At 72.0% G+C, this 25,443-nt stretch carries 33 protein-coding genes; 17 read left to right on the forward strand and 16 right to left on the reverse strand.

Annotation, left to right across the window (positions count from 1 at the left end; translation table 11 throughout):
• Window positions 1-87: 87 nt before the first annotated feature.
• The 4 genes from ACIBST_RS29280 to ACIBST_RS29295 all read left to right on the forward strand — a co-directional run bounded on the left by ACIBST_RS29280 (window position 88) and on the right by ACIBST_RS29295 (window position 3,782).
• Window positions 88-957 (forward strand): sucrase ferredoxin, encoded by an 870-nt coding sequence (locus tag ACIBST_RS29280; protein ID WP_397176281.1) that lies wholly within the window; start codon window positions 88-90, stop codon window positions 955-957.
• A gap of 100 nt (window positions 958-1,057) precedes the next feature.
• The gene (locus tag ACIBST_RS29285; RefSeq protein ID WP_125634885.1) at window positions 1,058-1,369 is read left to right on the forward strand and encodes a WhiB family transcriptional regulator; all 312 of its coding nucleotides are present in this window, start codon (window positions 1,058-1,060) and stop codon (window positions 1,367-1,369) included.
• Between the two features lie 327 nt (window positions 1,370-1,696).
• Entirely contained in the window at window positions 1,697-2,917 is a 1,221-nt protein-coding gene (locus tag ACIBST_RS29290; RefSeq protein WP_397176283.1) for an esterase-like activity of phytase family protein, read from the forward strand.
• Between the two features lie 67 nt (window positions 2,918-2,984).
• On the forward strand, window positions 2,985-3,782 hold the full coding sequence (locus ACIBST_RS29295; protein WP_397176285.1) for an alpha/beta fold hydrolase: 798 nt from the start codon (window positions 2,985-2,987) through the stop codon (window positions 3,780-3,782).
• A gap of 36 nt (window positions 3,783-3,818) precedes the next feature.
• Here the strand turns inward: ACIBST_RS29295 and ACIBST_RS29300 are convergent, their stop codons facing one another.
• The gene (locus tag ACIBST_RS29300; RefSeq protein ID WP_397176287.1) at window positions 3,819-4,034 is read right to left on the reverse strand and encodes a hypothetical protein; all 216 of its coding nucleotides are present in this window, start codon (window positions 4,032-4,034) and stop codon (window positions 3,819-3,821) included.
• 82 nt (window positions 4,035-4,116) lie between these two features.
• On the opposite strand from ACIBST_RS29300, the gene ACIBST_RS29305 reads away from it, so the two are divergent.
• Window positions 4,117-4,749 carry a maleylpyruvate isomerase N-terminal domain-containing protein gene (locus ACIBST_RS29305; RefSeq protein ID WP_397176289.1) on the forward strand — a complete coding sequence of 211 codons (633 nt, stop codon included), beginning with the start codon at window positions 4,117-4,119 and terminating at the stop codon, window positions 4,747-4,749.
• A gap of 11 nt (window positions 4,750-4,760) precedes the next feature.
• Here ACIBST_RS29305 and ACIBST_RS29310 read toward each other — a convergent pair whose 3' ends face one another.
• Both ACIBST_RS29310 and ACIBST_RS29315 read right to left on the reverse strand, forming a co-directional pair.
• On the reverse strand, window positions 4,761-4,994 hold the full coding sequence (locus ACIBST_RS29310) for a DUF397 domain-containing protein (protein WP_352327185.1): 234 nt from the start codon (window positions 4,992-4,994) through the stop codon (window positions 4,761-4,763).
• Window positions 4,995-5,127: 133 nt separating this feature from the next.
• On the reverse strand, window positions 5,128-6,009 hold the full coding sequence (locus ACIBST_RS29315) for a helix-turn-helix domain-containing protein (protein WP_397176290.1): 882 nt from the start codon (window positions 6,007-6,009) through the stop codon (window positions 5,128-5,130).
• A gap of 231 nt (window positions 6,010-6,240) precedes the next feature.
• Between ACIBST_RS29315 and ACIBST_RS29320 the strand changes: the two genes are divergently transcribed.
• Window positions 6,241-6,612 carry an ATP-binding protein gene (locus ACIBST_RS29320; protein WP_397176292.1) on the forward strand — a complete coding sequence of 124 codons (372 nt, stop codon included), beginning with the start codon at window positions 6,241-6,243 and terminating at the stop codon, window positions 6,610-6,612.
• 32 nt (window positions 6,613-6,644) lie between these two features.
• Here ACIBST_RS29320 and ACIBST_RS29325 read toward each other — a convergent pair whose 3' ends face one another.
• A complete protein-coding gene (locus ACIBST_RS29325) occupies window positions 6,645-7,271 on the reverse strand; it encodes a phosphoribosyltransferase (RefSeq protein WP_397176293.1) in 627 nt (208 codons plus the stop codon).
• An 89-nt stretch (window positions 7,272-7,360) separates the two neighbouring features.
• Window positions 7,361-8,458: a ribosome small subunit-dependent GTPase A gene (gene rsgA / locus ACIBST_RS29330; protein WP_397176295.1), complete on the reverse strand. Its 1,098-nt coding sequence runs from the start codon at window positions 8,456-8,458 to the stop codon at window positions 7,361-7,363.
• Between the two features lie 344 nt (window positions 8,459-8,802).
• On the opposite strand from rsgA, the gene ACIBST_RS29335 reads away from it, so the two are divergent.
• Together ACIBST_RS29335 and ACIBST_RS29340 are read left to right on the forward strand one after the other, a co-directional pair.
• On the forward strand, window positions 8,803-9,291 hold the full coding sequence (locus ACIBST_RS29335) for a sigma-70 family RNA polymerase sigma factor (RefSeq protein ID WP_352363987.1): 489 nt from the start codon (window positions 8,803-8,805) through the stop codon (window positions 9,289-9,291).
• Entirely contained in the window at window positions 9,288-10,007 is a 720-nt protein-coding gene (locus tag ACIBST_RS29340) for an anti-sigma factor family protein (protein ID WP_397176296.1), read from the forward strand. Before ACIBST_RS29335 ends, ACIBST_RS29340 begins: the two co-directional genes overlap by 4 nt.
• A 54-nt stretch (window positions 10,008-10,061) precedes the next feature.
• On the opposite strand, the gene ACIBST_RS29345 is transcribed toward ACIBST_RS29340, so the two are convergent.
• The gene (locus ACIBST_RS29345) at window positions 10,062-10,385 is read right to left on the reverse strand and encodes an ArsR/SmtB family transcription factor (protein WP_397176297.1); all 324 of its coding nucleotides are present in this window, start codon (window positions 10,383-10,385) and stop codon (window positions 10,062-10,064) included.
• 87 nt (window positions 10,386-10,472) lie between these two features.
• Between ACIBST_RS29345 and ACIBST_RS29350 the strand changes: the two genes are divergently transcribed.
• Window positions 10,473-11,471 (forward strand): zinc-dependent alcohol dehydrogenase family protein, encoded by a 999-nt coding sequence (locus tag ACIBST_RS29350; RefSeq protein ID WP_397176298.1) that lies wholly within the window; start codon window positions 10,473-10,475, stop codon window positions 11,469-11,471.
• A 55-nt stretch (window positions 11,472-11,526) separates the two neighbouring features.
• Here the strand turns inward: ACIBST_RS29350 and glyA are convergent, their stop codons facing one another.
• The 4 genes from glyA to ACIBST_RS29370 all read right to left on the reverse strand — a co-directional run bounded on the left by glyA (window position 11,527) and on the right by ACIBST_RS29370 (window position 15,113).
• Window positions 11,527-12,780, reverse strand: coding sequence for a serine hydroxymethyltransferase (gene glyA / locus ACIBST_RS29355; protein WP_352328178.1), 1,254 nt, complete (start codon window positions 12,778-12,780; stop codon window positions 11,527-11,529).
• A 148-nt stretch (window positions 12,781-12,928) separates the two neighbouring features.
• Window positions 12,929-13,861 (reverse strand): YihY/virulence factor BrkB family protein, encoded by a 933-nt coding sequence (locus ACIBST_RS29360; RefSeq protein ID WP_358284824.1) that lies wholly within the window; start codon window positions 13,859-13,861, stop codon window positions 12,929-12,931.
• 58 nt (window positions 13,862-13,919) lie between these two features.
• Window positions 13,920-14,294: a YccF domain-containing protein gene (locus tag ACIBST_RS29365; protein ID WP_397176300.1), complete on the reverse strand. Its 375-nt coding sequence runs from the start codon at window positions 14,292-14,294 to the stop codon at window positions 13,920-13,922.
• Between the two features lie 54 nt (window positions 14,295-14,348).
• Window positions 14,349-15,113, reverse strand: coding sequence for a TIGR03084 family metal-binding protein (locus ACIBST_RS29370; RefSeq protein ID WP_397176604.1), 765 nt, complete (start codon window positions 15,111-15,113; stop codon window positions 14,349-14,351).
• A 55-nt stretch (window positions 15,114-15,168) separates the two neighbouring features.
• On the opposite strand from ACIBST_RS29370, the gene ACIBST_RS29375 reads away from it, so the two are divergent.
• The 6 genes from ACIBST_RS29375 (at window position 15,169) to ACIBST_RS29400 (ending at window position 18,851) form a co-directional block, all read left to right on the forward strand.
• Complete coding sequence (locus ACIBST_RS29375) at window positions 15,169-15,294, forward strand: hypothetical protein (protein ID WP_352328175.1); 126 nt, start codon at window positions 15,169-15,171, stop codon at window positions 15,292-15,294.
• Between the two features lie 67 nt (window positions 15,295-15,361).
• Window positions 15,362-15,445, forward strand: coding sequence for a putative leader peptide (locus ACIBST_RS29380; RefSeq protein ID WP_311132608.1), 84 nt, complete (start codon window positions 15,362-15,364; stop codon window positions 15,443-15,445).
• A gap of 103 nt (window positions 15,446-15,548) precedes the next feature.
• Window positions 15,549-17,222 (forward strand): nitrite/sulfite reductase, encoded by a 1,674-nt coding sequence (locus ACIBST_RS29385; RefSeq protein ID WP_397176302.1) that lies wholly within the window; start codon window positions 15,549-15,551, stop codon window positions 17,220-17,222.
• Window positions 17,219-17,362 carry an Insertion element protein gene (locus ACIBST_RS29390; protein WP_103955276.1) on the forward strand — a complete coding sequence of 48 codons (144 nt, stop codon included), beginning with the start codon at window positions 17,219-17,221 and terminating at the stop codon, window positions 17,360-17,362. Before ACIBST_RS29385 ends, ACIBST_RS29390 begins: the two co-directional genes overlap by 4 nt.
• Entirely contained in the window at window positions 17,359-18,087 is a 729-nt protein-coding gene (locus ACIBST_RS29395) for a phosphoadenylyl-sulfate reductase (RefSeq protein WP_397176304.1), read from the forward strand. Before ACIBST_RS29390 ends, ACIBST_RS29395 begins: the two co-directional genes overlap by 4 nt.
• A gap of 59 nt (window positions 18,088-18,146) precedes the next feature.
• Window positions 18,147-18,851, forward strand: a complete 705-nt coding sequence (locus ACIBST_RS29400) for a sirohydrochlorin chelatase (RefSeq protein WP_397176606.1) — start codon at window positions 18,147-18,149, stop codon at window positions 18,849-18,851.
• Between the two features lie 4 nt (window positions 18,852-18,855).
• Here ACIBST_RS29400 and ACIBST_RS29405 read toward each other — a convergent pair whose 3' ends face one another.
• The 3 genes from ACIBST_RS29405 to ACIBST_RS29415 all read right to left on the reverse strand — a co-directional run bounded on the left by ACIBST_RS29405 (window position 18,856) and on the right by ACIBST_RS29415 (window position 20,866).
• On the reverse strand, window positions 18,856-19,548 hold the full coding sequence (locus ACIBST_RS29405; RefSeq protein WP_397176306.1) for a hypothetical protein: 693 nt from the start codon (window positions 19,546-19,548) through the stop codon (window positions 18,856-18,858).
• Window positions 19,549-19,550: 2 nt separating this feature from the next.
• Window positions 19,551-20,051, reverse strand: coding sequence for a SigE family RNA polymerase sigma factor (locus tag ACIBST_RS29410; RefSeq protein ID WP_397176307.1), 501 nt, complete (start codon window positions 20,049-20,051; stop codon window positions 19,551-19,553).
• A 71-nt stretch (window positions 20,052-20,122) separates the two neighbouring features.
• On the reverse strand, window positions 20,123-20,866 hold the full coding sequence (locus tag ACIBST_RS29415) for a DUF1707 domain-containing protein (protein ID WP_397176309.1): 744 nt from the start codon (window positions 20,864-20,866) through the stop codon (window positions 20,123-20,125).
• A 144-nt stretch (window positions 20,867-21,010) separates the two neighbouring features.
• On the opposite strand from ACIBST_RS29415, the gene ACIBST_RS29420 reads away from it, so the two are divergent.
• Complete coding sequence (locus ACIBST_RS29420; protein ID WP_397176311.1) at window positions 21,011-22,357, forward strand: ankyrin repeat domain-containing protein; 1,347 nt, start codon at window positions 21,011-21,013, stop codon at window positions 22,355-22,357.
• A gap of 88 nt (window positions 22,358-22,445) precedes the next feature.
• Here ACIBST_RS29420 and ACIBST_RS29425 read toward each other — a convergent pair whose 3' ends face one another.
• From ACIBST_RS29425 to ACIBST_RS29435, 3 genes are all read right to left on the reverse strand, one after another.
• Window positions 22,446-23,159, reverse strand: coding sequence for a SigB/SigF/SigG family RNA polymerase sigma factor (locus ACIBST_RS29425; protein WP_397176313.1), 714 nt, complete (start codon window positions 23,157-23,159; stop codon window positions 22,446-22,448).
• Between the two features lie 231 nt (window positions 23,160-23,390).
• A complete protein-coding gene (locus ACIBST_RS29430) occupies window positions 23,391-24,281 on the reverse strand; it encodes a maleylpyruvate isomerase family mycothiol-dependent enzyme (RefSeq protein WP_397176314.1) in 891 nt (296 codons plus the stop codon).
• Window positions 24,281-24,832 carry a sigma-70 family RNA polymerase sigma factor gene (locus ACIBST_RS29435; protein WP_397176316.1) on the reverse strand — a complete coding sequence of 184 codons (552 nt, stop codon included), beginning with the start codon at window positions 24,830-24,832 and terminating at the stop codon, window positions 24,281-24,283. The genes ACIBST_RS29430 and ACIBST_RS29435 overlap by 1 nt, the downstream gene beginning before the upstream one ends.
• Window positions 24,833-24,990: 158 nt before the next feature.
• On the opposite strand from ACIBST_RS29435, the gene ACIBST_RS29440 reads away from it, so the two are divergent.
• Window positions 24,991-25,416: an OsmC family protein gene (locus tag ACIBST_RS29440; protein WP_397176317.1), complete on the forward strand. Its 426-nt coding sequence runs from the start codon at window positions 24,991-24,993 to the stop codon at window positions 25,414-25,416.
• Window positions 25,417-25,443 lie beyond the last annotated feature (27 nt).

Consider the following 25,443-nt stretch of genomic DNA (forward strand, 5'->3'; position numbering starts at 1 on the left):
CGTTAGGTTATCCTTACCTAATTCTTCGGGAAGGGGGAGGCGTTGGCGAGGGGATGCGAGCATCCGGCGGGCTGCCACACGGGAGCCATGCCCACCCTGGCCAGCGCCACCGTGGGAGCCCGGCTCTGGCTGCTCGTCGAGTACGCCGGCCCGTGGCCGTCCCACCTGGAAAACTTGCAACTTCCTGAAGAAATCTCCGAACTCGTGCGCGGAGCGCTCGAACGCGGTATCAGGCCCCAGCTCATCCGGCGTCCGGGCAGGCGAACCCGCCAGCGGGACCAGGGCATCCGTGTGCTATTGGCCTACGCGGCGGGCGACCGCCCCTGGTTGGCCAGTGGCGTCGTCGCAGGTCCGGACGATCTTGACCTGGACGCCTTCGTGGCCGGAGTGCTCCCGGAGTCCTGCATACTTGAAGACGAGCCGGTATTTCTGGTCTGCACGCACGCCAAGCGCAATGCGTGCTGCGCCCGCATTGGACTACCCCTCGCTCGGTCGCTGGCCGAATCTTTGCCGGACAGAGTGTGGGAAACGTCACACGTTGGCGGCGATCGCTACGCCGCCAACCTCGTGTGCTTGCCACACGGAATTTTCTACGGCAGCATGTCTCAGGCTGCTGCACTGGCAGCGGCTAACGCGTACCGGTCGGGCGAGGTCATTCTCGACCGTCTCCGGGGGCGCGCAGGCATCCCTGAGCCATTGCAAGCCGTCGAGCATTTTGCCCGAGCCCATACGGGAGAGTGCTCCGTCGGCGCAGTGGCCGTGGAATCCTCCAGGTCGGACGGCGACGTCACCGAAGCAGTCGTGCGCTGCGGAGACGTCCGGTTCCAGGTTGTGGTTGAGCCATCGGCGTTCACAGCGCCGTGTGGTACGGCTTGCGCCGAGACGATCACCACCTACCGGCTGGTTTCGCTGGACAGGCTCACGCCTGTGCGGTACGCCACGCCCGCCCTCGCCTGACTAGGGAACATCACGGCCCGTCCTTGCGTTGGAACAGTGACGCCAAAAGCGTCCAATGCGGCTCAATTACCGAAATACCTCTCACGAAGGTGGTTTTCTCATGTCTCAGGTACGTCGGCAGCTCGCCCGCCCGCGCCCCAGCTGGGGTTGGCAGGATGATGCCGCGTGCCGGGGTGAGGATCTCGTGCTCTTCTTCGGCCCCGACGGGGAGCGGCAGCCCGAGCGTGACGTACGTGAGCGGAAGGCCAAGGCGATCTGCGCCGGGTGCCCTGTCCGCAACGAGTGCCTAGACTACGCGCTGTCCCGGCCGGAGAAGTACGGCACGTGGGGCGGTCTCAACGAGGACGAGCGCGCCAGCGAGCGTCGCCGTCGCATGCGCCGCGCCGCCAGCGCCGGCATCTCCGCCGCCTGACACACCTCGGCAGCATCAACGATCATCGCGTGATCACTCAGTTGTCCCGATGAACCGGAGCCTGGCCTTCCATGCCCAGGCTCTGGCGAACCCGGTCGGGGCAACTGCCTGATCAGGCCCGAGATCGTCATCCCGCACAAAGCATCGCCCGGCCACCCCCGCCCGATCCAGGGCAGGGGTGGCCGTCGCGTTTCCTGCGGTGCACGCTTTTCGTCTGGGAATGTGCGCAGGTCACCCGGTTCGGGCCTGTCCGATTCCTCCGTGAGCGTCCCTAAAGGTCGTCTCATGTTCGGAATGCCGTCATGTGCCGCCTCTAGCGTGCCCGCCATGAGACGCATCACCACCCTGACGTGCGCGGCGGCCATGGCGCTCGCCCTCGCCGCCCCGGCCACCGCCGCCACGGCGGACCCCGCCCGGCCGCAGGACCGCGGTCCCGCCGCCTTCGGCCGCACCACGCTGACCGGCTTCGCCGCGCTGCCCGCGCAGACCTACGTGCCCGGCAGCGAGCCGTCGGGCTCCCTCCTCGGCGCCGCGCCGGTCAACGGCGTCACCCCGCCCTTCCCCGGCCAGCCCGTGCAGGGCTTCAGCGGCATCGCCCGCCGCCACGACGGCACCTTCGACGTGCTGTCCGACAACGGCTTCGGCAACAAGGCCAACAGCGCCGACTTTCTCCTGCGCGTGCACCGCGTCAAGCCGGACTTCGCCGCCAGGACGGTCGAGGTGCTCGGCGGCTTCAACCTGACCGACCCGCGGGGGCTCGTCCCGTTCGCCCTGACCCGCCAGGACCGTACGCTGACGGGCTCCGACTTCGACGTCGAGTCGATCGTGCGCGCGACGGACGGCACGTACTGGATCGGCGACGAGTTCGGCCCGTTCCTGCTGCACTTCGACCGCAAGGGCCGGCTGCTCGACGCCCCGATCGAGCTGCCCGGCGTCAAGGCCCCCGAGAACCCCTGGCTGAACGGCGCCCAGCCCAATCTGGCCAGTTCCAAGGGCTTCGAGGGCATGGCCAGGTCGGTGGACGGCCGCCGGCTCTACCCGCTGCTCGAAGGCACGGTGACCGGCGACCCCGGGGGCACTCTGCGGATGAACGAGTTCGACCTGCGCAAGCGCACATACACCGGGCGCACGTGGACGTACCGGCTGGAGGACCCGTCGCACTCCATCGGCGACGCCGTCGCCGTGGACGCCGACCGCTTCCTGATCATCGAGCGGGACAACCTCCAGGGCGACGCGGCCAAGGTCAAGCGCGTCTACCTGGCCGACACGCGCGACCGCGACCACGACGGCGCCCTGGACAAGACGCAGGTGGCCGACCTGCTCGACCTGGCCGACCCGCGCGGCCTCGGCGGCACGCCCGGCACGTTCAGGTTCCCGTTCCAGACCATCGAGGACGTCGTCGTCCTCGACGACCGCACCCTGGGCCTCCTGGACGACAACAACTTCCCCTTCTCCAGCGGCCGCACGCCAGGCCGTCCCGACGACAACGAGTTCATCACCGTCCGGCTCTCGCGCGGCCTTCAGGCTGATCCGCGAATTTTCCGGTAGAAGCATGTAGAGAAGCGTGGGACGGCTCCGACCTCCTGCTGACAAGAGCCCGCAGAAGGAGTTCGACATGCAGTCCACGGTTCAGACCGTCACCTCGGCCGACGGCACCCGCATCGCGTTCGAGAGCAGCGGCGAGGGCCACCCGGTGATCCTGGTGGGCGGTGCCTTCAACGACCGCACCACCGTCGCCGCCCTGGCCGCCGCGCTCGCCCCCGGCTTCCGCGCGATCGCCCACGACCGCCGCGGCCGGGGCGGCAGCGGCGACGCGCCCGCCTACGCCGTGGAGCGCGAGATCGAGGACCTCGCCGCGCTGATCGAGCACGCGGGCGGCTCGGCGAGCGTCTTCGGCCACTCCTCCGGCGCCGTCCTCGCGCTGGAGGCCGCCGCGTACGGGCTGCCGATCGCCCGCCTGGCCGTCTACGAGCCGCCGTACGTCGTGGACGGCGCGCGCACCGCGCCCGGCGGCGACTTCGCCGAGCGCCTGCGCGCCCTGGTCGAGGGCGACCGCCGCGACGAGGCGGTGGCGCTGTTCCTGACCGAGGGCGCCGACGTGCCCGCCGAGGTGGTGGCCGGCATGCGCTCGGAGCCCGTGTGGGGCTGGTTCACCAGCCTGGCGCACACGCTCGCCTACGACGCCGCCGTGTGCGGCCCGGGGCAGTCGCTGCCGGTCGAGCGGCTGTCCCGCGTCACCGTGCCCACCCTGGCGATCGGCGGCGACCAGTCCCCGAAGTGGATGCTGGACGCCGTGCGGGCCGTCGCCGACGCCGTGCCGGGCGCGCGGCACGTGGTGCTGCCGGGCGAGGACCACGGCGTGCTCGGCCGGCCTGAGGCGCTGCTTCCGACGCTGACGGACTTCCTGTCCTGAGCGGATCCGTCCGCAAAGAACCCATCCTGAGCGGGATCATCCGTGTCCGGGGGGCTTGGCGAGGGCGTCCCGGAGCCCCGCCGCCGCTTCCGGGGTCAGCAAGGGGTGGGAGTAGAGGTCGAGCAGGGTGAGCGCGAGCGGGTGGGCGCCCTCGGGGCTGAACACGTCCACGCCGAAGCCGTGCTCGCCGAAGTGCAGCGGCGCCGCCTGCCTGATGCGGGCGCGCCCGGTGAGGTCCTCGGGGCCGGTCATGCGGTACGGCTCCCGTCCGGACGTGCGGACCGTGACGACCTACACGCGGGCGCACGAAGCGGACGGCGGTAAGGTGCCCTGCATGCCGGATGCAGCGCTCGTGACCGCGGACGACCTCGACCAGGCCGTCGCCCTCGCCGTCGACACGCTGCGGGACGCGCCGCCGCAGGCGTGGGAGGCGAAGGCGGGCACCCTGGAGTGGACCTGCTGGGAGACCGTCGAGCACCTCGCCGACGACCTGTTCGCCTACGCCGCCCAGCTCGGGCTCAACGTGCCGCCGCTGGACACGTACGTGCCCTTCGCGCTGGAGCGGCGCAGGCCCGGCGGCCCGAACAACACCATCCACGCCGACCGCGCGGCCGGGCCCACCGGGCTGCTGCAGGTGCTCCAGGCCTCCGGCGCGCTGCTGTCGGCCATGGTCCGCACCGCGCCGCCGCAGGCGCGCGGTCATCACATCTTCGGCATGGCGGACGCCTCGGCGACCGCCGCGATGGGCCTGGTGGAAACGCTCGTGCATATGCACGACGTGGCCGAGGGGCTGGGGCTGGCCTGGGAGCCGCCCGCGGACCTGTGCTCGCGGGTGCTGGCCCGCCTGTTCCCCGACGCCCCCGTGGACACCGCCCCCTGGGCCACGCTGCTGTGGGCGACCGGCCGCGGCGAGCTGCCCGGACGGCCGCGCCGGACCCGGTGGCGCTGGTACAACGAACCCCGCTGATCAGACGGGGATCAGACGATCAGGTCGTCGAACTCCCCGTCCTTGGCCCCCAGGACGAACGCGCTGATCTCGGCCTGCGTGTAGACCAGCGCGGGGCCGTCGGGGAAGCGGGAGTTGCGCATGGCGATCTCACCCGTGGGCAGGCCCGCGACCTCGACGCAGTTGCCGTTGGGATTGCTTCGCCTGCTCTTGCGCCACACGACGGGGAGGTGACCGGCGGGGGTTCCGTTCCGGAACTCGTGCATGGGGGAAGCTCCTAGCGATCTTACGGATGCACGTGCATCCGCGTTTGCGCTGACCATACGACAGCACGACAGACTCCATATACCGGATGACCAAAAATCCGACTATGGAGTGGATCACAGGAGTTTCAGCAGCTCATCCGGAAATGAGCTGTTCCAGAAAGCGCCGCGTCTGCTTCGGCTCCAGGGCCTGGATGCTCAGCCGGTCCATGACCTCCATGTAGTGGTCGGAGTCGGCCGGCTTGTCCAGATAGAGGGCGCTGGTGAGCTGCTCCATGTAGACCACGTCGGGCAGCTCGCGCTCGGGGAAGCGCAGGATGCTGAACGAACCGCCGGCCGCCGCGTGCCCGCCGCTCTCGAACGGCATCACCTGGACGGTGACGTTGCGCTCCTCGGTGGCGTCGAGCAGGTGGCGGATCTGCTCCCGCATGACCTCGGCCCCGCCGAGCCCCCGCCGCAGGACGGCCTCGTCGATCACGGCCCACAGCTTGAGCCCGTTCTCCAGCCGCCGCTGCCGGGTGGTGCGCAGGGTGACGCGGCGGTCGAGCTCGGGGTCGAGCGCCTTCTCGTTGCCGAGCCGGATCACGGCCTTGGCGTACGCGGGCGTCTGCAGCAGGCCGGGGACGAACTGGTTCTCGAACGTGCGGATGGCCGAGGCGGCCCCCTCCAGCCCGATGTAGACCTCGAACCAGCCGGGCAGCAGGTCGCCGTACTTGTGCCACCAGCCCGGCGCGTTGGCCTGGCGGGCCAGGGCCAGCAGCGGCTCGCGGTCCTCGGGGGCGGTGACGCCGTAGAGGGTGAGCAGGTCGGCGACGTCGCGCTGCTTGAAACTGACCTGACCCAGCTCAAGTCGGCTGATCTTCGCATGAGATGCGCGAATGGAGTACCCGGCATCCTCTCGGGAGATACCCTTCTCGGTACGGAGCCTGCGCAGTTGCGTACCCAGCAGGATCCGCAGCACCGTCGGGCTTCCCGGCGTGTAGCTGAGAAGCTTTCCCTCCGCGCTCTGTGCGCTCACTCGACCGCTCCTAGATCATCTGCACGTGCAGATGGTATTCGCATCGGTAAAACACGAAAAGTCTTGCATCACTACCCACACCCCGTAAAGATGGGCACTGGATCACCAGACCGCGCTTCGGGGGCCAGAATGACGACTTTCGACGCTCGGCCGCAAGCCGCCATCGGTTCCCGGCCACCAGGGTGGCTCGCCACCATTCTGGTGGATGGGCGCGCCGGAGAGTGCGACGCGGTGTTCCCCTTCCACGAACGCACCGCGGTCGAACCGGCGTGCGTGGCGATGGCCCGGCGATTCGTGGACCAGACGCTCACCTCGTGGGCCGCCGCCGACCTGGCCTACGACGTGCAACTGGTGGTCTCCGAGCTGGTCACGAACGCGATGCGGCACGGCGGCGGAGCCGTGCAGCTCCGGCTGCTCTTCCGCCGGCCCGAGCTGGCCTGCGTGGTGACCGACCACAGCGAGACCGTCCCGGTGGCGGCGCCGACCGACGTGTTCGCCGAGTTCGGGCGCGGGCTTCGGCTGGTCGACGCGCTGTGCAGCGCGTGGGGCTGGTTCGCCCCCGGCGGCTCGCGGAAGCTGGTCTGGGCGGTCCTGTCCGCATAGACACCGGTACGAGCGGCGCCGTCCGGTGAAGGTCACCTCCGCTCCAGGAGGTCGAGCACGTCGTCGTCGTCGAGCTGGTCGAAGTGCTCGTACCACTGGCCGACCGCCCTGAAGTCGACCGGGGTCAGCAGCACCACCACCTCGTCGGCCTCCGCACGCATCATCTCGACGGTCTCCGCGGCGCCGACCGGCACGGCCAGCGTCACCCTGGCGGGGCCGGCCGCGGCCACCGCGCGCAGGGCGGCCCGCGCCGTCACGCCCGTGGCCAGGCCGTCGTCCACGACGATCACCTCGCGTCCGGCCAGCGAGGGCAGGGGCCGGTCACCCCGGTAGGCCCGTACGCGCCTGGCCAGCTCGTGCCGCTCCCGCTCGACCACGTCGGCCACGTCCTCGGGCGTCAGGCCCAGCCGGTCGAGCATCGTCAGGTCGAACACCGGCTCGCCGCCCTCGGCGATCGCCCCCACGCCCAGCTCGGGAGCGGGCGGGTAGCCGATCTTCCGGGTGACGAGCACGTCCAGCTCGCCGCCGAGCCGGCGGACGACCGGCACGGCCACGGCGACCCCGCCGCGCGGCAACGCCAGCACGACGGGGTCGGGCACCTCCGGCAGCCGCTCGGCCAGCAACGCCCCGGCCTCGGCCCGATCCGCGAACACCTGCATGACCTGTGCATACCCGCACAACCGGCGCTACTCGCCTCCCTCCTGCACCAGGCAGGAGGAAGGCGGGAGAGCCGGCGCCGCCGGGACGGTCAGGGGCGGTTGCGGCTGGAGCGGCGCATCTCCTTGTGGATGATCTTCCACTTGTTCTGCTGCTCCTTGCGCAGCCGCGCATCCGTGCGGGAGGCCATCCACGCGGCCTCGCGCTGCAGCTTGCGCCAGCTCTGCAGCCGGCGTTCGGGCAGCTCGCCGTTCTCCATGGCGTCGAGGACGGCGCAGCCCGGCTCGCTCACGTGCCCGCAGTCGGCGAAGCGGCACCGCTCGGCCAGCAGCTCGATGTCGGCGAAGACGAGATCGACGCCCTCGCCGATGTCGTAGAGGCCGATCCGGCGGATGCCCGGGGTGTCGATGATCAGGCCGCCGCCGGGCAGCGGGATCAGCTCCCGGTGGACGGTGGTGTGCCGCCCGCGCCCGTCGGCCGCGCGCACTTGCTGGGTGTCCATCACGCCCGTCTCGGCCAGCGCGTTGACCAGGGTGGACTTGCCCGCGCCGGAGGGCCCGAGCACGACCGCCGTACGGGAGCCGTGCAGGTAGCTCGCGGCCAGCGAGACCCCCTCCCCCAGCACGGAGGAGACGGCGTGCACGTCGACGCCCGGCGCGGCGGCGCGCACGTCGGCCATCAGCTCGTCGAGGCCCGCCTCGAACAGGTCGGACTTGGTGACCAGCACGACCGGCGTGCCGCCGGACTCCCAGGCCAGCGCCACCAGGCGCTCGATGCGGCCGAGGTCGGCGAAGTCGGTCGAGTGCATGGACGGCTCGGCCACGAAGACGACGTCGACGTTGGCCGCCAGCACCTGGCCCTGGCCGTCGCCGGACAGGCCGCCGGTCGAGTGGCGGCTCACGCCGCCCCGGATGAACGCGGTGGTCCTGGACAGGACCTGGTCGAGCTCGTACCGGCCTTCGGGCAGCCATCTGAGCGCGACCCAGTCGCCGACGCACGGCAGGGCCACCGGGTCGTCGGCGGAGGAACGGCGCACGCGGGCGCCGTAGCGGACGTGGTGCTGACCGTCGGCGGCGATCACCTCGGCGGCGCCGCGGTCGACGCGGGCCACCCGCGCCGGAACGGTGTCAGCGGGGAGCTCGGCGGCGCGCAGTGCGGTCCAGCCGAGCAGGGAAAGATCGTAAGACAAGACGGTGAAACCTTTGATCGAGAAGGAACGGGCAGCTCAGACGAGCCCCCGGAGGTAGACGGACGACAGGCGGAACAGAACGACCCGCATAGCCCCTCACCTCCTCGATCGGTTACGCATGCGACTCTAACCACCCTGTCCCGGCGGATGCAATCGCATTATGTTTCGGCGATCCGTTGAACCCCGCCAGGGCGGCCGAGCGTACTCCCTCCCGACGGACGCGAGAAAGGGGAATGATGCGGATCAGCACGTATCCCCCGCCCTCGGCCGAGGGGACGGCCCCGGCGGGCAGGCCGCGCTTACGCCACCTGATCCGGCGGGTGCGACCGGACGACGAGGTGGTCGTGTCCGCGCTCTACCGGGAGTACCACCGGCCGCTGCTGGCCTTCGTGGTACGCCTGACGGCGGGCGACCGGCAGTGGGCGGAAGACGTGGTGCAGGAGACGATGATCCGGGCCTGGCGCAGCGCGGAGCGGCTGGACCCCGACTCGGTCTCGCTCATGCCCTGGCTCGCCACGGTGGCCAGACGCATCGTGATCGACGACCGGCGGCGCAGGGAGGCGCGCCCGCCCGAATCGGGCGACGCAGCGCTGGACAGCGTGCCGGTGCCGGACGAGCTGGAGGGGCTGCTGCGCCAGGTGGTCGTGTCAGAGGCGCTGAAGGCGTTGTCGCCGGCGCACCGAGAGATCCTGAACGAGACGATCCTGCGGGACCGGTCGGTCAACGACGCCGCCGCGGCGCTCGGCATCCCGGTGGGCACCGTGAAGTCGCGGGTCTACTACGCGGTCCGCGCGCTGCGGGTCGCGCTGGAGGAGCGGGGGGTGACGGCGTGACCTCGCAAGTCGAGCACACCGACGTGGGCGCATACGCCCTCGGCCTGCTGGAGGAGGACGACCGGCTGGCCTTCGAGGCCCACCTGCGCACCTGCCCGTCCTGCCGCTTCGAGCTGTCAGACCTGGCGCCGGTCGCCGGCGTGCTGCACGGCCTCGGCCCGCTGGAGGACGCCGGCCCTCCTCCCCGTGAGGGGCAGGCCGGCGTGGTCGACCTGCTCCACCGCAAGAAGGCGGCCGACCGGCGGGCCCGCAGGGGGACGTTCCTGCTCGGGATGGCCGCGGCGGTCGCCCTGGTGACCGGCGGGCTGACCGTCGGCACGCAGCTCGCCGGCGGCGAGCCGCCGCAGGCGATGGCCGGGCGCGCCGACCACATGGGCCCGGCCGAGCAGTTCTACGCCGACGGCACGCCGATCGCGGGCAAGGGCGTCGGCGGGGTGTCGGGCGGGCTGGTGGTGGAGTCGAAGGGCTGGGGCACGCACGCGGCGCTCAAGCTGTCGGGGGTGAAGGGGCCGCTGGAGTGCGAGCTGGTGTCGGTGGGCAAGTCGGGCGAGCGGCGGGTGATGACCGGGTGGTCGGTGCCGGCGCCGGGCTACGGCGTGCCGGGCTCGCCGGCCCCGCTCTACATGCACGGCGGCAGCGCGACGCCCCTGGCCGACATCGACCGCTTCGAGGTGGTCACCAGGACGGGCACGACCCTGCTCACCGTCAGGACCTGAGGCCGCCGGCCCGCGCGAGGCCCTTCCGCCGCCGGCGGGAGGGCCTCGCCGCGTTCACCCGGAGGCGCGGTCGGCGGTGACGACGGCGTCGAGCAGGCCGGGGAACGCCTGGTCGAACTCGGCCCTGCGCAGGGTGTTCAGGCGGGAGGTGCCGGCGTAGTGCTGCCGGATGAGGCCGGCCTCGCGCAGCACCCGGAAGTGGTGGGTGGCGGTGGACTTGCTCACCGAGATGTCGAACCCGCCGCAGCTGATGTCCTCGGCGGCGGTGGCGAGCTGGGTGACGATGCTGCGCCGGACCGGGTCGACGAGGGCTTCGAGAACCCGCTGCAGGGTGACTTCGCGCAGGTCGGGATGGTTCGGGGTGCGGTCGGCGTCCATGGGCCCATAGTACGACATCCGTCGAAGTTTGACGGCAGTCGTACTTCGGCGGTTGAATGGCGGCCTCTGACACGGAAGGACGATGTGATGACCAGGACGGTGCTGTTCCACGAGCTCGGCGGGCCCGAGGTGCTGGAGCCGGCGGACGTTGCGGCCGGCGAGCCGGGGCCGGGCGAGGTGCGGATCCGGGTGGACGCGATCGGCCTCAACCGGGCCGAGGCGCTGTTCCGCAGCGGCCACTACATCGAGCCCGTCCGGAGTTTCCCCGCCCGGCTGGGCACCGAGGCCGCCGGGGTGGTCGAGGCGGTGGGCCCGGGCGTCACCGGATTGCGGACCGGCCAGCCGGTGAGCACGGTGCCGGCGTTCTCGCAGAACGACTACGGCGTGTACGCCCAGCGGGCGGTCGTGCCGGCGGCGGCGGTGCTGCCCCGCCCCGAGGGGGTGGGCCCGGTGGAGGGCGCGGCCGTGTGGATGCCGTACGTGACGGCCTACGGCGCGCTGGTGGAGGTGGGCGGGATGCGTCCCGGGGACACGGTGGTGCTGAACGCCGCCTCCAGCAGCGTGGGCCTGGCCGCCATCCGGGTCGCCGACCGCATGGGCGCCACGCCGATCGCGCTCACCCGCACCGCGGCCAAGAAGGAGGCCCTGCTGAAGGAGGGCGCGGCCGAGGTGATCGTCACCGAGGAGGAGGACGTGACCGAGCGGGTGCTGGCGGCCACCGGCGGCCGCGGGGCGGAGTTCGTCTTCGACGCCGTGGCCGGCCCGGGCGTGACGGACCTGGCCAGGGTGGTCGCCCCCGAGGGGCTGCTGCTGGTGTACGGCGCGCTGAGCGGCGAGCCGACGCCCTATCCGGGGATCGACCTCGGCATGCCGGCGCTGAACATGCGGACGTACACCATGCACGAGACCACGCGGGTGCCCGAACGGCTGCGCCGGGCGGCGGCGTTCGTGTCCTCCGGACTGCGCTCGGGGGCGTTCCGGGCGGTGGTGGACCGCACGTTCGACCTGGAGGAGATCGTGCCGGCCCACCGGCACCTTGAGTCGAACGCGCAGTTCGGCAAGATCGTGGTGACCGTGCGGCACTGACCGTCCGGCCGCCCGCCGCGAGGGGCGGGACGGGCCGGACGGGCGGGCCGCGGGATCAGGACAGGCCGGGGGCGGGGAACTGGGCGGTCAGCTCGCTGACCTCGTGGTGGACGCGGGTGATGACGTCCTCGGCGTCGCCCTTGGCCAGGGCCGTGACGACCTCGTCCATCCAGGCGCCGATCTGCCGCATCTCGGCCTCGCCCATGCCGCGCGAGGTGACCGACGGGGTGCCGATGCGGATGCCCGAGGGGTCGAACGGCTTGCGGGTGTCGAACGGCACCGCGTTGTAGTTGGTCTCCAGGCCGGCCCGGTCGAGCGCCTGGGCGGCGGGCTTGCCGCCGATGCCCTTGGGCGTCAGGTCGAGCAGGATCAGGTGGTTGTCGGTGCCGCCGGAGACCAGGTCGAAGCCCCGGCTGGACAGCTCCTCGGCCAGGGCCTTGGCGTTGGCGACGACCTGGTGGGCGTAGTCGCGGAAGGACGGCTGGGCGGCCTCGTGCAGCGCGACGGCGATGGCGGCGGTGGTGTGGTTGTGGGGGCCGCCCTGGAGGCCGGGGAAGACGGCCTTGTTGAGCGCGGTGGCGTGCTCGTCGCTGGTGGCCATGAGCATCGCGCCGCGCGGGCCGCGCAGCGTCTTGTGGGTGGTCGTGGAGATCACGTCGGCGTGACCCACCGGGGACGGGTGGGCGCCGCCCGCGACCAGGCCGGCGATGTGCGCGATGTCGGCCGCGAGCACGGCGCCGACCTCGCGGGCGATGGAGGCGAAGCCCTCGAAGTCGATCGTGCGCGGGATCGCGGTGCCGCCGCAGAAGATCAGCTTCGGCCGGTGCTCCAGGGCCAGCTCGCGGACCTCGTCGAGGTCGACGCGGCCGGTGTCGCGGCGCACGCCGTAACGGACCGGGTTGAACCACTTGCCGGTGGCCGAGACCGACCAGCCGTGGGTCAGGTGGCCGCCGAACGGCAGGCCCATGCCGAGCACGGTGTCGCCGGGCTGCAGGAAGGCCAGGTAGACGGCCAGGTTGGCGGGCGAGCCCGAGTACGGCTGGACGTTGGCGTGGTTGACGCCGAACACGGCCTTGGCCCGCTCGATCGCCAGCGTCTCGATCTGGTCGATGACCTGCTGGCCCTCGTAGTAGCGCTTGCCCGCGTAGCCCTCGGAGTACTTGTTGGTCAGCACCGTGCCGGTCGCTTCGAGCACGGCCTTGGACACGTAGTTCTCGGACGCGATCAGCTTGACGGTGTCGGCCTGGCGGCGCTCCTCCGCCTTGATGAGCTCGGCGAGCTGCGGGTCGGCGCTAGCAAGAGAACTCATGACTCCCCTGTCATCATTGACAATTGGCGAAGACCCAGGCGCTCGGCCTCCGCTCCCGGTTGATTCGCTCCCTGGTGGTCGATCCCACCGAATGCGCCAGTCGCGTCGCCCTAGACGATAGCGGATGCGCAACCGGCCGCTCCTCCCGCTACTTGGTCCGGCTCACACCCGGCCAGAGCCGGTCGACCTCGGCGTTGAGGATGGCCCCGATGAGCACGGCCAGGGCGGTGATGTACAGCCACAGCAGCAGCGCGATCGGGGCGGCCAGGGAGCCGTAGACGGACACCGGCGAGAACCAGGCCGCCAGCACCGCCCGCAGCACGGCGGCGCACACGATCCACAGGAACAGGGCCAGGATCGCGCCGGGCAGCTCCCGGTACCACTTCGTCCGCACCGGCACGCTGACGTGGTAGAGCACGGTGAGGAACAGCACCGAGCCGCTGATCACGACGGGCCAGTAGAGGATGTCGATGAGGATGCCGTACTCGCCGGGGAGGGCGTCCTTGAGCAGGGTGGGGCCGATGACCAGGATCGGCATGACGATGATGCCGATGATCAGGCCGACGACGTAGAGGCCGAACGACATCAGCCGGGTGCGGATGATGCCGCGCTCCTCCCCCAGCCCGTAGGCGACCGAGATGAGGTCGACGTAGACGTAGAGCGCCCGCGAGCCCGACCACAGCGACAGCAGGAAGCCCAGCGAGATGATGGAGACCTTGTTGGCGTCGTCCCTGAGGACGTCGGTGATGAGCGGGTTGATCACCTTCTTGACGGCGTCGTCGGTGAACAGCAGCCCGGCCTGCTCGATCACCCAGCTCTTGACCTCGGTGACGACGCCGCCGCCGAGCCAGGTGCCGAGCTTGCCCAGCACGCCGATCAGGCCCAGCACGAACGGCGGCAGCGACAGCAGCGCGAAGAACGCGGCCTCGCCGGCCAGGCCGGTGACCCGGTAGTTGACACCGGCGTTCGTGGCCGCGCGCACGATCGCCCACGACTTGGTGTCGAGCACCCAGTTCAGCCTGGCCCGGGCGTTCGAGGCGAGCCGCCTCCTGGACCGGGAAGGCGCATTGGTGGACGTCATGGCACCCAACGGTATTTCGCAGTGACTCTCCGGGACAGCTTACGTCCCGGCTCCTGCCCTAGTCGTTGTCCACGATGCGCGCGCCCAGCGGGAGGAGGGAGACGGGGATCAGCTTGAGGTTGGCGATGCCCATGGGGATGCCGATGATGGAGATGAACAGCGGGATCGAGGTGACCACGTGCCCGATCGCCAGCCAGATGCCCGCGACCACGCACCAGATGACGTTGCCGATGAGGGAGAGGACGCCGGCGTCCGGATCGCGCACGACCGTACGGCCGAACGGCCACAGAGCGTAGGCGGCGATCCTGAACGAGGCGATGCCGAACGGGATGGTGACGATGAGGATGCAGCAGATGATCCCGGCCACGGCGTAGCCGATCGCCAGCCAGATGCCGGCGAACACGAGCCAGATGACGTTCAGAATGGTCCGCATGCTCACAGCATGTCACCGGCCGTGCCCTCGACGTCATCCGGTACGACCCTGAACTTACCCTGACCGGGGCGGCCGCCCCCGCCCCGGCGGCCCGGCGAACGCCTGGGCGATCTCCATCCAGACGCGGGCGGGCTCGCCGGCGGCCTCCAGGGCGGTGTCCGACAGGTGCACGCGCTGGGTGACGAGCAGGCAGAAGTCGAGCATCGGGCCGCGCACGGCGGCGGGCGCGTCCGCTGGCCCCGCGGTCCACAGGTCGCCGCCGGGGGTCGTGAGCTCGACGCGTACCGGCCCGTCGGGCTCGGGCAGGCCGCGGACGGCGAAGCTGTAGGGCCGGGCGCGGACGCCGAGCAGGGCCACGTGCCGCAGCCGTTCGGTGGGCTCCCGGGCGACGCCGAGCGCGTCGGCCACGTCCTGGCCGTGGGCCCAGGTCTCCATCAGGCGCGCGGTGACGAAGGACGCGCCCGACATCGCCGGCCCGAACCACGGCACCCGCACGCGCGCGCCGAGCGCCGCGAACGCCTCCAGCGACCGGGCGCGGGACGTGCGGAACCAGGCGTGCAGCTCCTCCGGCGGCAGGCCGCGCGCGGCCCGCGCGAGGTCGTCCACCGAGCCGGAGCGCGCGGCCAGGGCGCGGAAGCCGTCCGGGTCGGTGACCGACACCACGGCGGCGTCGTCGAACCAGGCCAGATGGCTCACCTGGTCGCGCACCGCCCAGCCCGCGGCGGGCGTGGGCCGCTCCCAGTCGGCGGGGCGCAGCGGCGCCAGCAGCGCCTCCAGGGAATCGCTCTCGGCCCGGAGGTCGGCCAGCAGTGCGGCCATGAGATCCACGCGCGCCAGCCTAACCCGAACAACGTTCTGGGAGAATAATGCAGACGTGATCTGCGAGAGCTGCAAGGACAAGCGTCACGACGACTGCCGCGGCGGCTCCTGGTGCGACTGCCAGCACCAGAGCGAGGAACGGCCGCAGGAGTCGCCGCTCGACTGGCCGCGCCAGGGTTAGGGGCCGGCGGAGTCCAGACTCTGGACCCCATCTTGGACATCCGGGATCTCCGGAGTATCTTCAAGGTATGCCAGCGGACCCCATGCTCGTCGGTCGACGCCACGTCGACCTTCAGCGTGTCCGCAGTGCCATCTGTTGCGACGCCCGCTAACTCATCTTCTCCACCGCAGAGCGCGTCGCACCCACCTGAACCCCTGCACTCGACGACGAGGCAGGAGGAACGCTGCGCGCGCCCACAAAACGAAGGACGCGCAATGAGCACCCCTGCCAGCCGGCATCACAAGCGCCCGCGCGGCGAGGGCCAATGGGCCCTCGGTTACCGGGAACCGCTGAACAAGAACGAAGAGAACAAGAAGAACGACGACGGCCTCAACGTCCGCCAGCGCATCATCGACGTCTACGCCAAGCGCGGCTTCGACTCGATCGACCCCGCCGACCTGCGCGGCCGGATGCGCTGGTACGGCCTCTACACCCAGCGCAAGCCCGGCATCGACGGCGGCAAGACCGCGGTCCTGGAGCCGGAGGAGCTCGACGACCGCTACTTCATGCTCCGCGTGCGCATCGACGGCGGCCAGCTCGACCTGCGCCAGCTCCGCACGATCGCCGACATCGCCAACGAGTACGCGCGTGGCACGGCCGACCTCACCGACCGGCAGAACATCCAGCTCCACTGGATCGAGATCGAGTCGGTGCCCGACATCTGGGAGCGCCTGGAGGCCGTCGGCCTGTCCACCACCGAGGCGTGCGGCGACACCCCGCGGGTGATCCTGGGCTGCCCGCTGGCCGGCATCGACGCCGAGGAGGTGCTCGACGCCACCGACGACATCCAGGCGATCAACCGGCAGTTCATCGGCAACCCCGAGTACTCCAACCTGCCGCGCAAGTTCAAGAGCGCGCTGAGCGGCTGCCCGGCCCACTGCACGGTGCACGAGATCAACGACGTCGCCTTCGTCGGCGTCGTCAACGAGCACGGCGAGGCGGGCTACGACCTGTGGGTCGGCGGCGGCCTGTCCACCAACCCGATGCTGGCCAAGCGCCTCGGCGTCTTCGTCAGCCCCGACCGCGTCGACGACGTGTACGCGGGCGTGATCGGCATCTTCCGCGACTACGGCTACCGGCGGCTGCGGCACAGGGCCCGGCTGAAGTTCCTGGTCAACGACTGGGGCGTGGAGAAGTTCCGCGAGGTGCTGGAGACCGAGTACGTCAAGGAGAGCCTGCCCGACGGCCCGGCGCCCGCCCTGCCGCGCGGCAGCCGCCGCGACCACGTGGGCGTGTACCCGCAGAAGGACGGCAACTTCTACGTGGGCTTCGCGCCCAAGGTGGGCCGCCTCGACGGCGACAAGCTCAACCTGATCGCCGACATCGCCGAGCGGCACGGCTCCGGCCGGGTGCGCACCACCGTCGAGCAGAAGATGGTCGTCCTCGACGTCGCGCCCGACCGGGTGGAGTCCATCGTGGCCGAGCTGGAGGCCAACGACCTGCAGGTCAACCCCTCCACGTTCCGCCGCCAGACGATGGCCTGCACCGGCATCGAGTACTGCAAGCTCGCCATCGTCGAGACCAAGGCCACCGCCGCGCACCTGATCGACGAGCTGGAGCGGCGGCTGCCCGACTTCGAGCAGCCGCTCACCATCAACGTCAACGGCTGCCCCAACTCCTGCGCCCGCATCCAGGTCGCCGACATCGGCCTGAAGGGCCAGCTCGTCGTGGACGAGAACGGCGACCAGGTCGAGGGCTACCAGATCCACCTGGGCGGCTCGCTCGGCGTGAACTCCGGCTTCGGCCGCAAGGTGCGCGGCCTGAAGACCACCGCCAAGGCCCTGCCCGACTACGTCGAGCGCGTGGTGAGCAACTACGACGCCCAGAAGAAGGAGGGCGAGTCCTTCGCCGACTGGGTGCAGCGCGCGGACGAGGCGGACCTGAAATGACCACGCGAGCGGTCCCCTTCCACTGCCCGTACTGCGGTGACGAGGACCTGGAGCCCTACGAGGGGGACGGCGGCTGGTACTGCCGCGCCTGCGCCCGCGCCTTCAAGCTGAAGTTTCTCGGGATCGGAGTGAAGATATGACGCTCGTCGACATCGAGGTGGGTTTGCGAGATCAGCGTGGCACGCTCGACCTGCAGGACATCGTCGAGTCCGCCGCCACGTTCCTTGAGGGCGCCCCGGCCCGGGAGATCATCCGGTGGGCCGCGGCGACGTTCGGCGACCGGTTGTGCCTGACGTCCTCCATGAGCGACGCCTTGCTCATCGACCTGGTGAGCCGCGTCAAACCAGGCGTGGACGTGCTGTTCATCGACACCGGCTACCACTTCGCCGAGACGATCGGCACCCGTGACGCCGTGCGGCAGGTCTATGACGTCAACGTGATCGACATCAAGCCGTCCAGGACGGTCCAGGAGCAGGATCGCGACCTCGGGCCGCGCCTGTTCGGCCGCAACCCCGACCTGTGCTGCTACCTGCGCAAGGTCGAGCCGCTCAACCGGGCGCTGGAGCCGTACCTGGCGTGGATCTCCGGCATCCGCCGGGACGAGTCGTCCAGCCGTACGGACACCAAGGTCGTCGAGTGGGACGCCAAGCGCCAGATGGTGAAGGTCAACCCGATCGCCGCCTGGACGCAGGAGGAGGTCGACAACTACATCGCCGACAACGGCGTGCTGATCAACCCCCTGCACTACGACAACTACCCCTCGATCGGCTGCGCGCCGTGCACGCGCCAGGTCGCCGAGGGCGAGGACCCGCGCAGCGGCCGCTGGGCGGGGCTGGGGAAGGTCGAATGCGGCATTCACCTGTGATCCCCGGCAGGGGCCGCGTCCCGTTGGCAGGCGGGCCGGCCCCCGGGCGCGTGCCACTGGTGGCGGTGGCGCACGGGTCGCGCGACCCGCGTGCCGCCGCCACCGTGGCCGCGCTGCTGGAGCGGGTGCGCCTGGCGCGTCCCGACGTGCCGGTGCGGGTGGCCTACCTCGACCACTGCGCGCCCACGCTGGGCCAGGCGCTCGACGGGCTGGGCGAGGCCGTGGTGCTGCCGCTGCTGCTCACCGAGGCCTACCACAGCCGGGTCGACCTGCCGGCCGCGCTCAACGAGGCCCGCGCGCGCGATCCGCGCCTGCGGGTCCGCTACGGCACGACGCTCGGGCCGCACCCGCTGCTGCTGCCGGCGCTGGAGCGGCGGCTGGCGGAGGCGGGCGTGCCGGCCGGCGACCCGGAGACGGCGGTCGTGCTGGTCTCGGCCGGGTCGAGCGACGCCAGGGCCAACGAGGTGATCGCCGGCATGGCCCGCGCCTGGCGGCGCGCCGGCTGGTGGACGGTGACCGCGGCCTACGCCTCGGCCGCCGGCCCGACGCCCGGGGAGGCCGTCGCGCGGCTGCGGGCCGCGGGCGCGCCCCGGGTGGCCGTCGCCCCCTACCTGCTGGCTCCCGGCTTCTTCGCCGACCGGATCCGCCGGGCCACCGCCCCGGCCGTCTGCGCCGACGTCCTCGGCCCGGCGCCCGAGCTGGTGGACGTGCTGCTGGAGCGGTACGAGACGGCGCTGCGCGAGCGCCTGCCCGTGGCCGGCTGAGCCCTCAGCACCGGGCCGTGATCTCGCCGGTCCTCGCATCGACCCTGACCAGGTCGGGCCGGCATGACCGGGTGCGGGCGTCCACCAGCGTCAGCCGCCACTCGGCGGGGTAGGAGGCGGTCCAGGCCAGCAGCTCGTCGGCGCGCTCGGCGGTCATCGTGCCGGTGCCCGCGGCCGTGGCCTTCACCACGGCGGCGCTCACCTCGTTCACGCCGTCGCGGGCCTGGGCGTCGCCGAACCAGCCGGGATCCTGCCGGACCGTGGGCCCGCACGCGCCGGAGGCGACCAGGTCGCCGTTGAGCCAGACCAGCCCGTAGCCGCCGGGCGGGCAGGTGAGCGCCAGGGACAGCTTCTGGGCCTTCGACTCGAAGGTGAACGTCTCCCGCCTGCCTCCTTGGGTGTAGCCGTGGAAGAGCGGCGGCCGGGGCTGGGCGCGCGCCGGCGCGGGCTGGGCCAGGGCACCGGCCCACACGTCCCCGGCGGCGGGCGCGGGGACGGGCCGGGCGTCCACGGTGAGCACCGTGACGGCCGTGACCGTCAGGGCCGCCGCCGCCACCGAGGCCGCCGCCCGGCCCCTGCGCCGCCGGATGCGGCGGACGCGGGCGTCCACGTCGGCCAGCCGCACCCCGCCCGGGGGCGCGCCGGCGCTGTCGTCGTCGAGCAGGTCGCGCAGGTCGCGCAGTCGCTGTTGTGTCATCGTCAGCTCCCCGTCTCCGCCGCGGCCCTGGCCGCGGGGTCGAGCCGCAGCTTGGCCAGCGCGCGGCTGGCCTGGCTGCGTACGGTGGACACCGAACAGCCCACGATCTCGGCTATGGCCTCGTCGGGCAGGTCCTCGAAGTACCGCAGCACGACCACGGCCCGCTGCTTGGCCGGGAGCGCGGCCAGGGCGGCCCTGAGCGCGTCCCGGGCGCCGAGCCCGGCCGTGTCGTCCTGGTCCTGGGGGCGGTCCGGGAGCTCGCCCGTGGCCACCTCGCCCCGCCAGCGCCGCCGCCACCAGGAGGCGTGCGTGTTGGTCAGGATGCGGTAGACGTACGGGTCGGGGTTCGCGCCGACCCGCCGCCAGGCCAGCCAGGCCCTGGCCAGCGCGGTCTGCGTCAGGTCTTCCGCCGTGGCCCAGTCGCGGCACAGCAGGTACGCCGTCCTGAGCAGGCGGGCCGAGCGCTGCTCGACGTATCGCTCGAAGTCGGCACGATCCCGCATCGAGGGGTCCTCACTGTCCGGTGATGTTCACCGATGACTACGCCGAAGACCCCCGGCGGCGTTGCACGGCCTCAGTAATCCCGGTAGTCGCGGCGGCGCTCGCGCTCCAGGGCGCGGTGCTCGTCGCGGATCTGCCGGCCGACCTCGCGGGCGTCGTCGCGCATCTGGCGGCCGATCTCGCGCCAGTCGTCGCCGTGCAGCGCCCGCCAGTGCTCCCGCCAGGCGGCCAGGCCGCGCTTGAGCGGCTGGGCGCGGGAGTCGCCGAGCACCTTGACGTCGCCCATCACGGCGTAGGCGCGCACCCGGATCACCGGCACGTTCATGCCGGGGGCCGCCTCCAGCACGTCGACCTTCTTGTCGCCCATCACGGCGACGCCGTCGAGGTCGACGTTCACGCCGTCGGGCACGATGATCTTGACGTCGCCCATCACGGACACCGCCGTGACGTCGACCACGTCCGTGCGCACCTCGGCCTCGCGCAGGTCGAGCAGCACGTCGCCCATGACGGCGACCGCGCCGAGCTCCTGGTCGATGCGCCAGGTGCCGCGCCGCTTGGTGTCGCCCATGATGCCGACGAACCAGCGCCGCTTGCCGCCCTCGCGGGCCGGGACGGGCGCGGGCGCGGGGCCGCCGCCCACGGGCAGGTCCTGGGTGAGCAGGGCGAGCTCGGCGTGCGTGGTCGCGGTGTAGGCGGCCTCGGTGCGGTCGGTCAGCTCGGCGAGCGTGAGCCTGCCCTCGACCGAGGCGACACGGAGCTGTTCCACGACGGCCTCGCGCTCGGCGTCCGACGCGCGCACCTCACCCGGATCTGTCATAGACGCAACATATCGCGTCTTGGGCCGGTTGGGGCTCCTCCCCTGGGAGGAACATCCGTACACCCTTGGATGGGTCCGGGGGCCCGAGGCCGCCGCTCAGCGTGCTCCGGCCACCTCGGGCTGCGAAGACGCTAGGGTCCTGTCATGCATGAGGAACAGCTCTATCGCGCGGCGTTGAACGGCGAGACCGAGACCGTGGGCAAGCTGCTCACCGGCGGCGCCGACCCCAACAAGGCCAGCGAGGGCGAGGAGGCCGGGCTGCCGCTCTGCGCGGCCGCCGCCTGGGACCGCGTCGAGGTGGCCGAGGCGCTGCTGGCGGCCGGGGCCGACGTCAACGGCCGCGAGGCCGGCGGCTGGACGGCGCTGCTGTGGGCCGCCGCCAACGGCCACGCCGCGACCGCGGGCGTGCTGATCGAGGCCGGGGCCGAGGTCGACGCGGCCAACGACGACGGCGACACGCCGCTCACGCTGGCGGCCAGACGCGGCGCGCTGGGCGTGGTCCAGACGCTGCTGGAGGCGGGCGCCGACCACGAGAAGTTCGACGGCGACGGCGACAGCCCGCTCGACATCGCGGCCGACTGGGTGGGCGTGCACCTGGAGTCGGCGCTGCTCGACCAGATCGCCCAGGAGGGCTGGGAGTACGTCGTCGGCCGCCAGTACGCCAAGGACGGCACCGAGCTGGTCACCGTGGCCGGCCGCTCCCCCGACGGCTCACAGACCGAGCAGGTGCAGGCCCAGCGGGGCCACGCCGCCGTGGCGACCCTCCTGGAGGACGCGGCGGGCGTCTACACGCCGGTCGACCAGCTCGTCGCCAGGGCCGTCGCCCACCGCGACGTCGACGAGGACGCCGAGACCTGGTGGATCGTGGCCGACTCGCTCGGCCGGCGGGCCGACGACGAGACCTACGAGGCGCTGTCCCGGCTGTGCGTGAGCGAGGACGCGCGCGAGCGGGAGTTCGGGGTCGACGCGATCGCCCAGTTCGGGTTCGCCGACGGCGAGAAGCCCTACCTCGACCGCACGCTGGCGCTGCTGCAGAAGATGGTGACCACCGAGGGCAACCCGCAGGTGCTGCGCTCGGTGCTGGCCGCGCTCGGCCACCAGGGCGACCCGCGCGCGCTGCCCGCCGTGCTCGACATCATCGGCCGGCCGGGCCACAAGCGCACGATGACGGACGCCATCGCGCTGGCCGACGTGCTGCCCGCCGACCACGAGGAGGGCCTGTCGCTGCTCGTCGAGATGTCCCGGGACGAGGAGGCCGAGATCCGCGACTGGGCCACGGCCGGGCTGGCCGGGCTGTCGGCGGACACGCCCCGCATCCGGGAGGCGCTGGCCGACCGGCTGGGCGACGCCGACCTGCGCACGGTAGCCGAGGCGGCGCGGGGGCTCGCGGCGCGCGGCGACGAGCGGGCCGAGCAGGGCGTCCGGCGGGTGCTGGAGGAGAGCGACGACGACTACGCCAGAGACCTCGTCACGGGGATCGGCGGGGAGTGAGCCTGTCGCCCCCGGCGGCCGCCCGCTGGGCGGGGCCGCCGGGGGCGCGGGGTTCTGGCCCTGGAGCAGGGGCCGCCCGCCCACCCGGTCAGTCCGACAGGGCGGTGCGGAGCTGGTTCAGCACGGCGCGCAGGATGCGGGAGACGTGCATCTGCGAGATGCCGAACTCGGCGGCGATCTCCGACTGGGTCATGTTGCCGTAGAAGCGCATCAGCAGGATGTTGCGCTCGCGCGAGGGCAGGGCGTCGATGAGCGGCTTGACGGAGTACTTACCGAGCAGCGTGTCCAGCGACTCGTCCTGCGAGGGCAGGAAGTCGCCGAGGTCGGCGCCGTCGTTGTCGCCGCCGACGGGGGCGTCCAGCGACAGGGCGCTGTAGGCGGTCGAGGCGTCCAGGGTGAGCAGGACGTCCTCCTCGGTGATGTTCATGTGCGCGGCGAGCTCGGCGACGGTGGGCGAGTGGCCGAGCGTCTGGGTGAGGTCGGCCGTGGCCTTGTTGAGCTCCAGCCGGCGCTCCTGGTAGACGCGCGGCACCTTGACGGCCCAGGTGCGGTCGCGGAAGTGCCGCTTGACCTCGCCGACCATCGTGATCATGGCGTAGCCGCGGAACTCGTGGCCGAGCTCGGGGTCGAAGCCGTTGATGGCCTTCATCAGGCCGACGTACGCGGCCTGGCGCAGGTCCTCCATCGGCTCGCGCTGGTGGCGGTAGCGACGGGTGACCTCGGTGACGAGGGAGTCGTACATGGTGACGACGCGCTCACGGATGCGGGCCTTGTGCTCGTCCGAGGCTTCTGGCCTGTTCATCTCAGCCAGAAGCTGTTCGGCGGTCATTTCGTCGAGTGCGATATCCAGGACGGCCATCTGAGTAGCTCCATATGCCCGAAGGCGGCCCCGTCCATGGAAAAAGCCCAGGCAGAGGCACGCCACGTTTGAACGTGAGTTGAAGCCCTCTGCTGGACTTCGGATCAAAGGATTCCCTATGGATCCCGATTTATCACCCTATATTAGGTCACAGATCGATCACAGCTTATCCGCTCACGGGCCCGAAAGCGCAGGAGCCGTGGTCAGGACGTCGCGGGCCAGCGCGAGGTCGCCCGTCAGCTCGGCGGGAAAGGCGTCCGGCTCGCCCCTGCCGCCCAGCAGGAAGCAGAACGCGACCACGTCCGCCGTCAGGTGGGCGTCCGGCGTGCCGGGGGCGGTGTCGGCGACGCCGAGCGGGATCCGCCAGTCGCCGCCGCCCGCGCCGGTGAGGGTGAGGCGCAGGGTGCGGCCGGAGCCGTCCAGGCCGGACAGGAGCATCGTCCAGGGCAGCAGGCGGGCGCACAGGTCGGCCGTGGGGCGGATGTGCTCGGGCACGGGGTCGGGCAGGCGGACCCCGGCCATCGTGGCGGCGTCGGCGGCGTGCACCCACGTCTCCAGGCTCCTGGCCAGGACGTGGTCGCGCACGACCGTCTCCATGCCGTCCACCGTGGCCGGCGTGGCCGGGTCGAGGCCGCCCAGGTGGCGGCAGAGGGCGTCGGCCTGGGCCCGCCAGTCGCGCCTGGTCTGCTCGGGGCTGCGGGCCCGCTCGTAGGCCTGCACGTCCGCCGTGCGGCCGGCCGCGTCCAGGGCGGCCAGCGGCGGGCCGAGCACGGGCGCGCCGACGGAGGCGGCCAGCAGGCCGTCCTTGGCGGCCAGGTGGGCCACGAGTTCCTGGAGCGTCCAGCCCTCGACGATGACGCGCGCCCAGTCGTCGTCCACCGCCGAGGCCAGCAGCGCGTCCATGGCGGCGACGCGGCCGGCGTACGGCAGCGCCCAGCCGGCGGTCGGCGCCGCGGGGCGGCGGCGGGCCCTGGCCCCGGCCAGGAGCTGCGGGCGCAGGGAACGGACCGGCACCACCGGGTCCTCCATCAACGCGTCCAGATACAGGCGCTCGACAGGATCCATCACGCTTCTTCCTCCGCCAGCGCGTCGGCCAGGCGCCGCAGCGCCAGCCGGATGCGCGACTTGGCCGTGCCCTCGGGCACGCCCAGCTCCTCGCTCACCTGCCGGTACGTCCGGCCGCCGTAGTAGGCCAGCTCCACCGGCCGGCGCAGCCCGTCGGGCAACGACGTCACCGCCTGCCGCACGCGCTCGGCCTCCTCGGCGGCCAGCACGGACTCCTCCAGCCTGGCGGGCTCGCGCTCGAACAGCCGCGGCCCGAGCGCGGAGACCCGGCGGCGCTCCTCGGCGCGTACGTGGTCGACCGCGCGGCGGTGGGCGATCGTGGCCAGCCAGGCGCGCAGGGTGCCGCGTCCGGGGTCGTAGGCCAGCGGGCGCTCCCAGAACACCAGGAAGACCTCCTGGGTGATGTCCTCGGCGATCACGCGGTCCCTGGTGACCCGTAAGGAGAGCCCGAAGATCAGCGCGGACAGCCGATCGTAGACCTCCCCCAGCGCCGACTCGTCGCCGCCGACCACCCGCTGGTGCAGCAGGCGGTCGTCGTACGGTGCCTCCACTGGCACCACACTCCCGTGGTCCGGACCAAGGCGGCCGGGTGCGCCGCGACCCGAGCATGTCACCATTCGCCGGAAATGTTGAGGCGGACGCCCCCCGCCACCGGCTCCGCGGCCCCGCGATAGTGTCGAACGGACGACGACCGGAGGGATCACCCGCCATGGCCACCACCCGCACCGCCACCACGCAATGGAAGGGCGCCCTGCTCGACGGCTCGGGCACCGTCTCGCTCGACACCTCGGGCGTGGGCACGTTCGAAGTCTCCTGGCCCTCCAGGGCCGAGGCCGCGGGCGGCCGCACCTCCCCCGAGGAGCTCATCGCCGCCGCCCACTCCTCCTGCTTCGCCATGGCCCTGTCCCACGGCCTGGCCGGGGCGGGCACGCCGCCGGAGTCGCTGCGCACGAGCGCCGACGTGACGTTCCAGCCGGGCGAGGGCATCACGGGCATCGTGCTCACCGTGCAGGGGCGCGTTCCGGGCATCTCGGCCGAGCAGTTCCAGGAGGCCGCCGCGACCGCCAAGGCGAACTGCCCGGTCAGCAAGGCGTTGGCGGGCACCACGATCACCCTGAAAGCCGAACTCCTCTAACAGGAACGCTTTCGCGTGCGACAATTG

The sequence above is a fragment of the Nonomuraea sp. NPDC049684 genome (assembly GCF_044465345.1).
Classification (GTDB): domain Bacteria; phylum Actinomycetota; class Actinomycetes; order Streptosporangiales; family Streptosporangiaceae; genus Nonomuraea.

Bases quoted from the DNA above. Each gene is read 5' to 3' on its own strand.
- ACIBST_RS29345 (WP_397176297.1), bottom strand. From the start codon at position 10,385: ATGGACGCCGACCGCACCCCGAACCATCCCGACCTGCGCGAAGTCACC.
- ACIBST_RS29385 (WP_397176302.1), top strand. From the start codon at position 15,549: ATGAGCACCCCTGCCAGCCGGCATCACAAGCGCCCGCGCGGCGAGGGC.
- ACIBST_RS29440 (WP_397176317.1), top strand. From the start codon at position 24,991: ATGGCCACCACCCGCACCGCCACCACGCAATGGAAGGGCGCCCTGCTC.
- ACIBST_RS29410 (WP_397176307.1), bottom strand. From the start codon at position 20,051: ATGCGGGATCGTGCCGACTTCGAGCGATACGTCGAGCAGCGCTCGGCC.
- ACIBST_RS29390 (WP_103955276.1), top strand. From the start codon at position 17,219: ATGACCACGCGAGCGGTCCCCTTCCACTGCCCGTACTGCGGTGACGAG.
- ACIBST_RS29290 (WP_397176283.1), top strand. From the start codon at position 1,697: ATGAGACGCATCACCACCCTGACGTGCGCGGCGGCCATGGCGCTCGCC.
- ACIBST_RS29395 (WP_397176304.1), top strand. From the start codon at position 17,359: ATGACGCTCGTCGACATCGAGGTGGGTTTGCGAGATCAGCGTGGCACG.
- ACIBST_RS29305 (WP_397176289.1), top strand. From the start codon at position 4,117: ATGCCGGATGCAGCGCTCGTGACCGCGGACGACCTCGACCAGGCCGTC.
- ACIBST_RS29300 (WP_397176287.1), bottom strand. From the start codon at position 4,034: ATGACCGGCCCCGAGGACCTCACCGGGCGCGCCCGCATCAGGCAGGCG.
- ACIBST_RS29360 (WP_358284824.1), bottom strand. From the start codon at position 13,861: ATGACGTCCACCAATGCGCCTTCCCGGTCCAGGAGGCGGCTCGCCTCG.
- ACIBST_RS29425 (WP_397176313.1), bottom strand. From the start codon at position 23,159: ATGAACAGGCCAGAAGCCTCGGACGAGCACAAGGCCCGCATCCGTGAG.
- ACIBST_RS29370 (WP_397176604.1), bottom strand. From the start codon at position 15,113: ATGGCCGCACTGCTGGCCGACCTCCGGGCCGAGAGCGATTCCCTGGAG.
- ACIBST_RS29295 (WP_397176285.1), top strand. From the start codon at position 2,985: ATGCAGTCCACGGTTCAGACCGTCACCTCGGCCGACGGCACCCGCATC.
- ACIBST_RS29310 (WP_352327185.1), bottom strand. From the start codon at position 4,994: ATGCACGAGTTCCGGAACGGAACCCCCGCCGGTCACCTCCCCGTCGTG.
- ACIBST_RS29285 (WP_125634885.1), top strand. From the start codon at position 1,058: ATGTCTCAGGTACGTCGGCAGCTCGCCCGCCCGCGCCCCAGCTGGGGT.
- ACIBST_RS29280 (WP_397176281.1), top strand. From the start codon at position 88: ATGCCCACCCTGGCCAGCGCCACCGTGGGAGCCCGGCTCTGGCTGCTC.
- ACIBST_RS29430 (WP_397176314.1), bottom strand. From the start codon at position 24,281: ATGGATCCTGTCGAGCGCCTGTATCTGGACGCGTTGATGGAGGACCCG.
- ACIBST_RS29420 (WP_397176311.1), top strand. From the start codon at position 21,011: ATGCATGAGGAACAGCTCTATCGCGCGGCGTTGAACGGCGAGACCGAG.
- ACIBST_RS29380 (WP_311132608.1), top strand. From the start codon at position 15,362: ATGCCAGCGGACCCCATGCTCGTCGGTCGACGCCACGTCGACCTTCAG.
- ACIBST_RS29325 (WP_397176293.1), bottom strand. From the start codon at position 7,271: ATGCAGGTGTTCGCGGATCGGGCCGAGGCCGGGGCGTTGCTGGCCGAG.
- glyA (WP_352328178.1), bottom strand. From the start codon at position 12,780: ATGAGTTCTCTTGCTAGCGCCGACCCGCAGCTCGCCGAGCTCATCAAG.
- ACIBST_RS29415 (WP_397176309.1), bottom strand. From the start codon at position 20,866: ATGACAGATCCGGGTGAGGTGCGCGCGTCGGACGCCGAGCGCGAGGCC.
- ACIBST_RS29405 (WP_397176306.1), bottom strand. From the start codon at position 19,548: ATGACACAACAGCGACTGCGCGACCTGCGCGACCTGCTCGACGACGAC.
- ACIBST_RS29350 (WP_397176298.1), top strand. From the start codon at position 10,473: ATGACCAGGACGGTGCTGTTCCACGAGCTCGGCGGGCCCGAGGTGCTG.
- ACIBST_RS29365 (WP_397176300.1), bottom strand. From the start codon at position 14,294: ATGCGGACCATTCTGAACGTCATCTGGCTCGTGTTCGCCGGCATCTGG.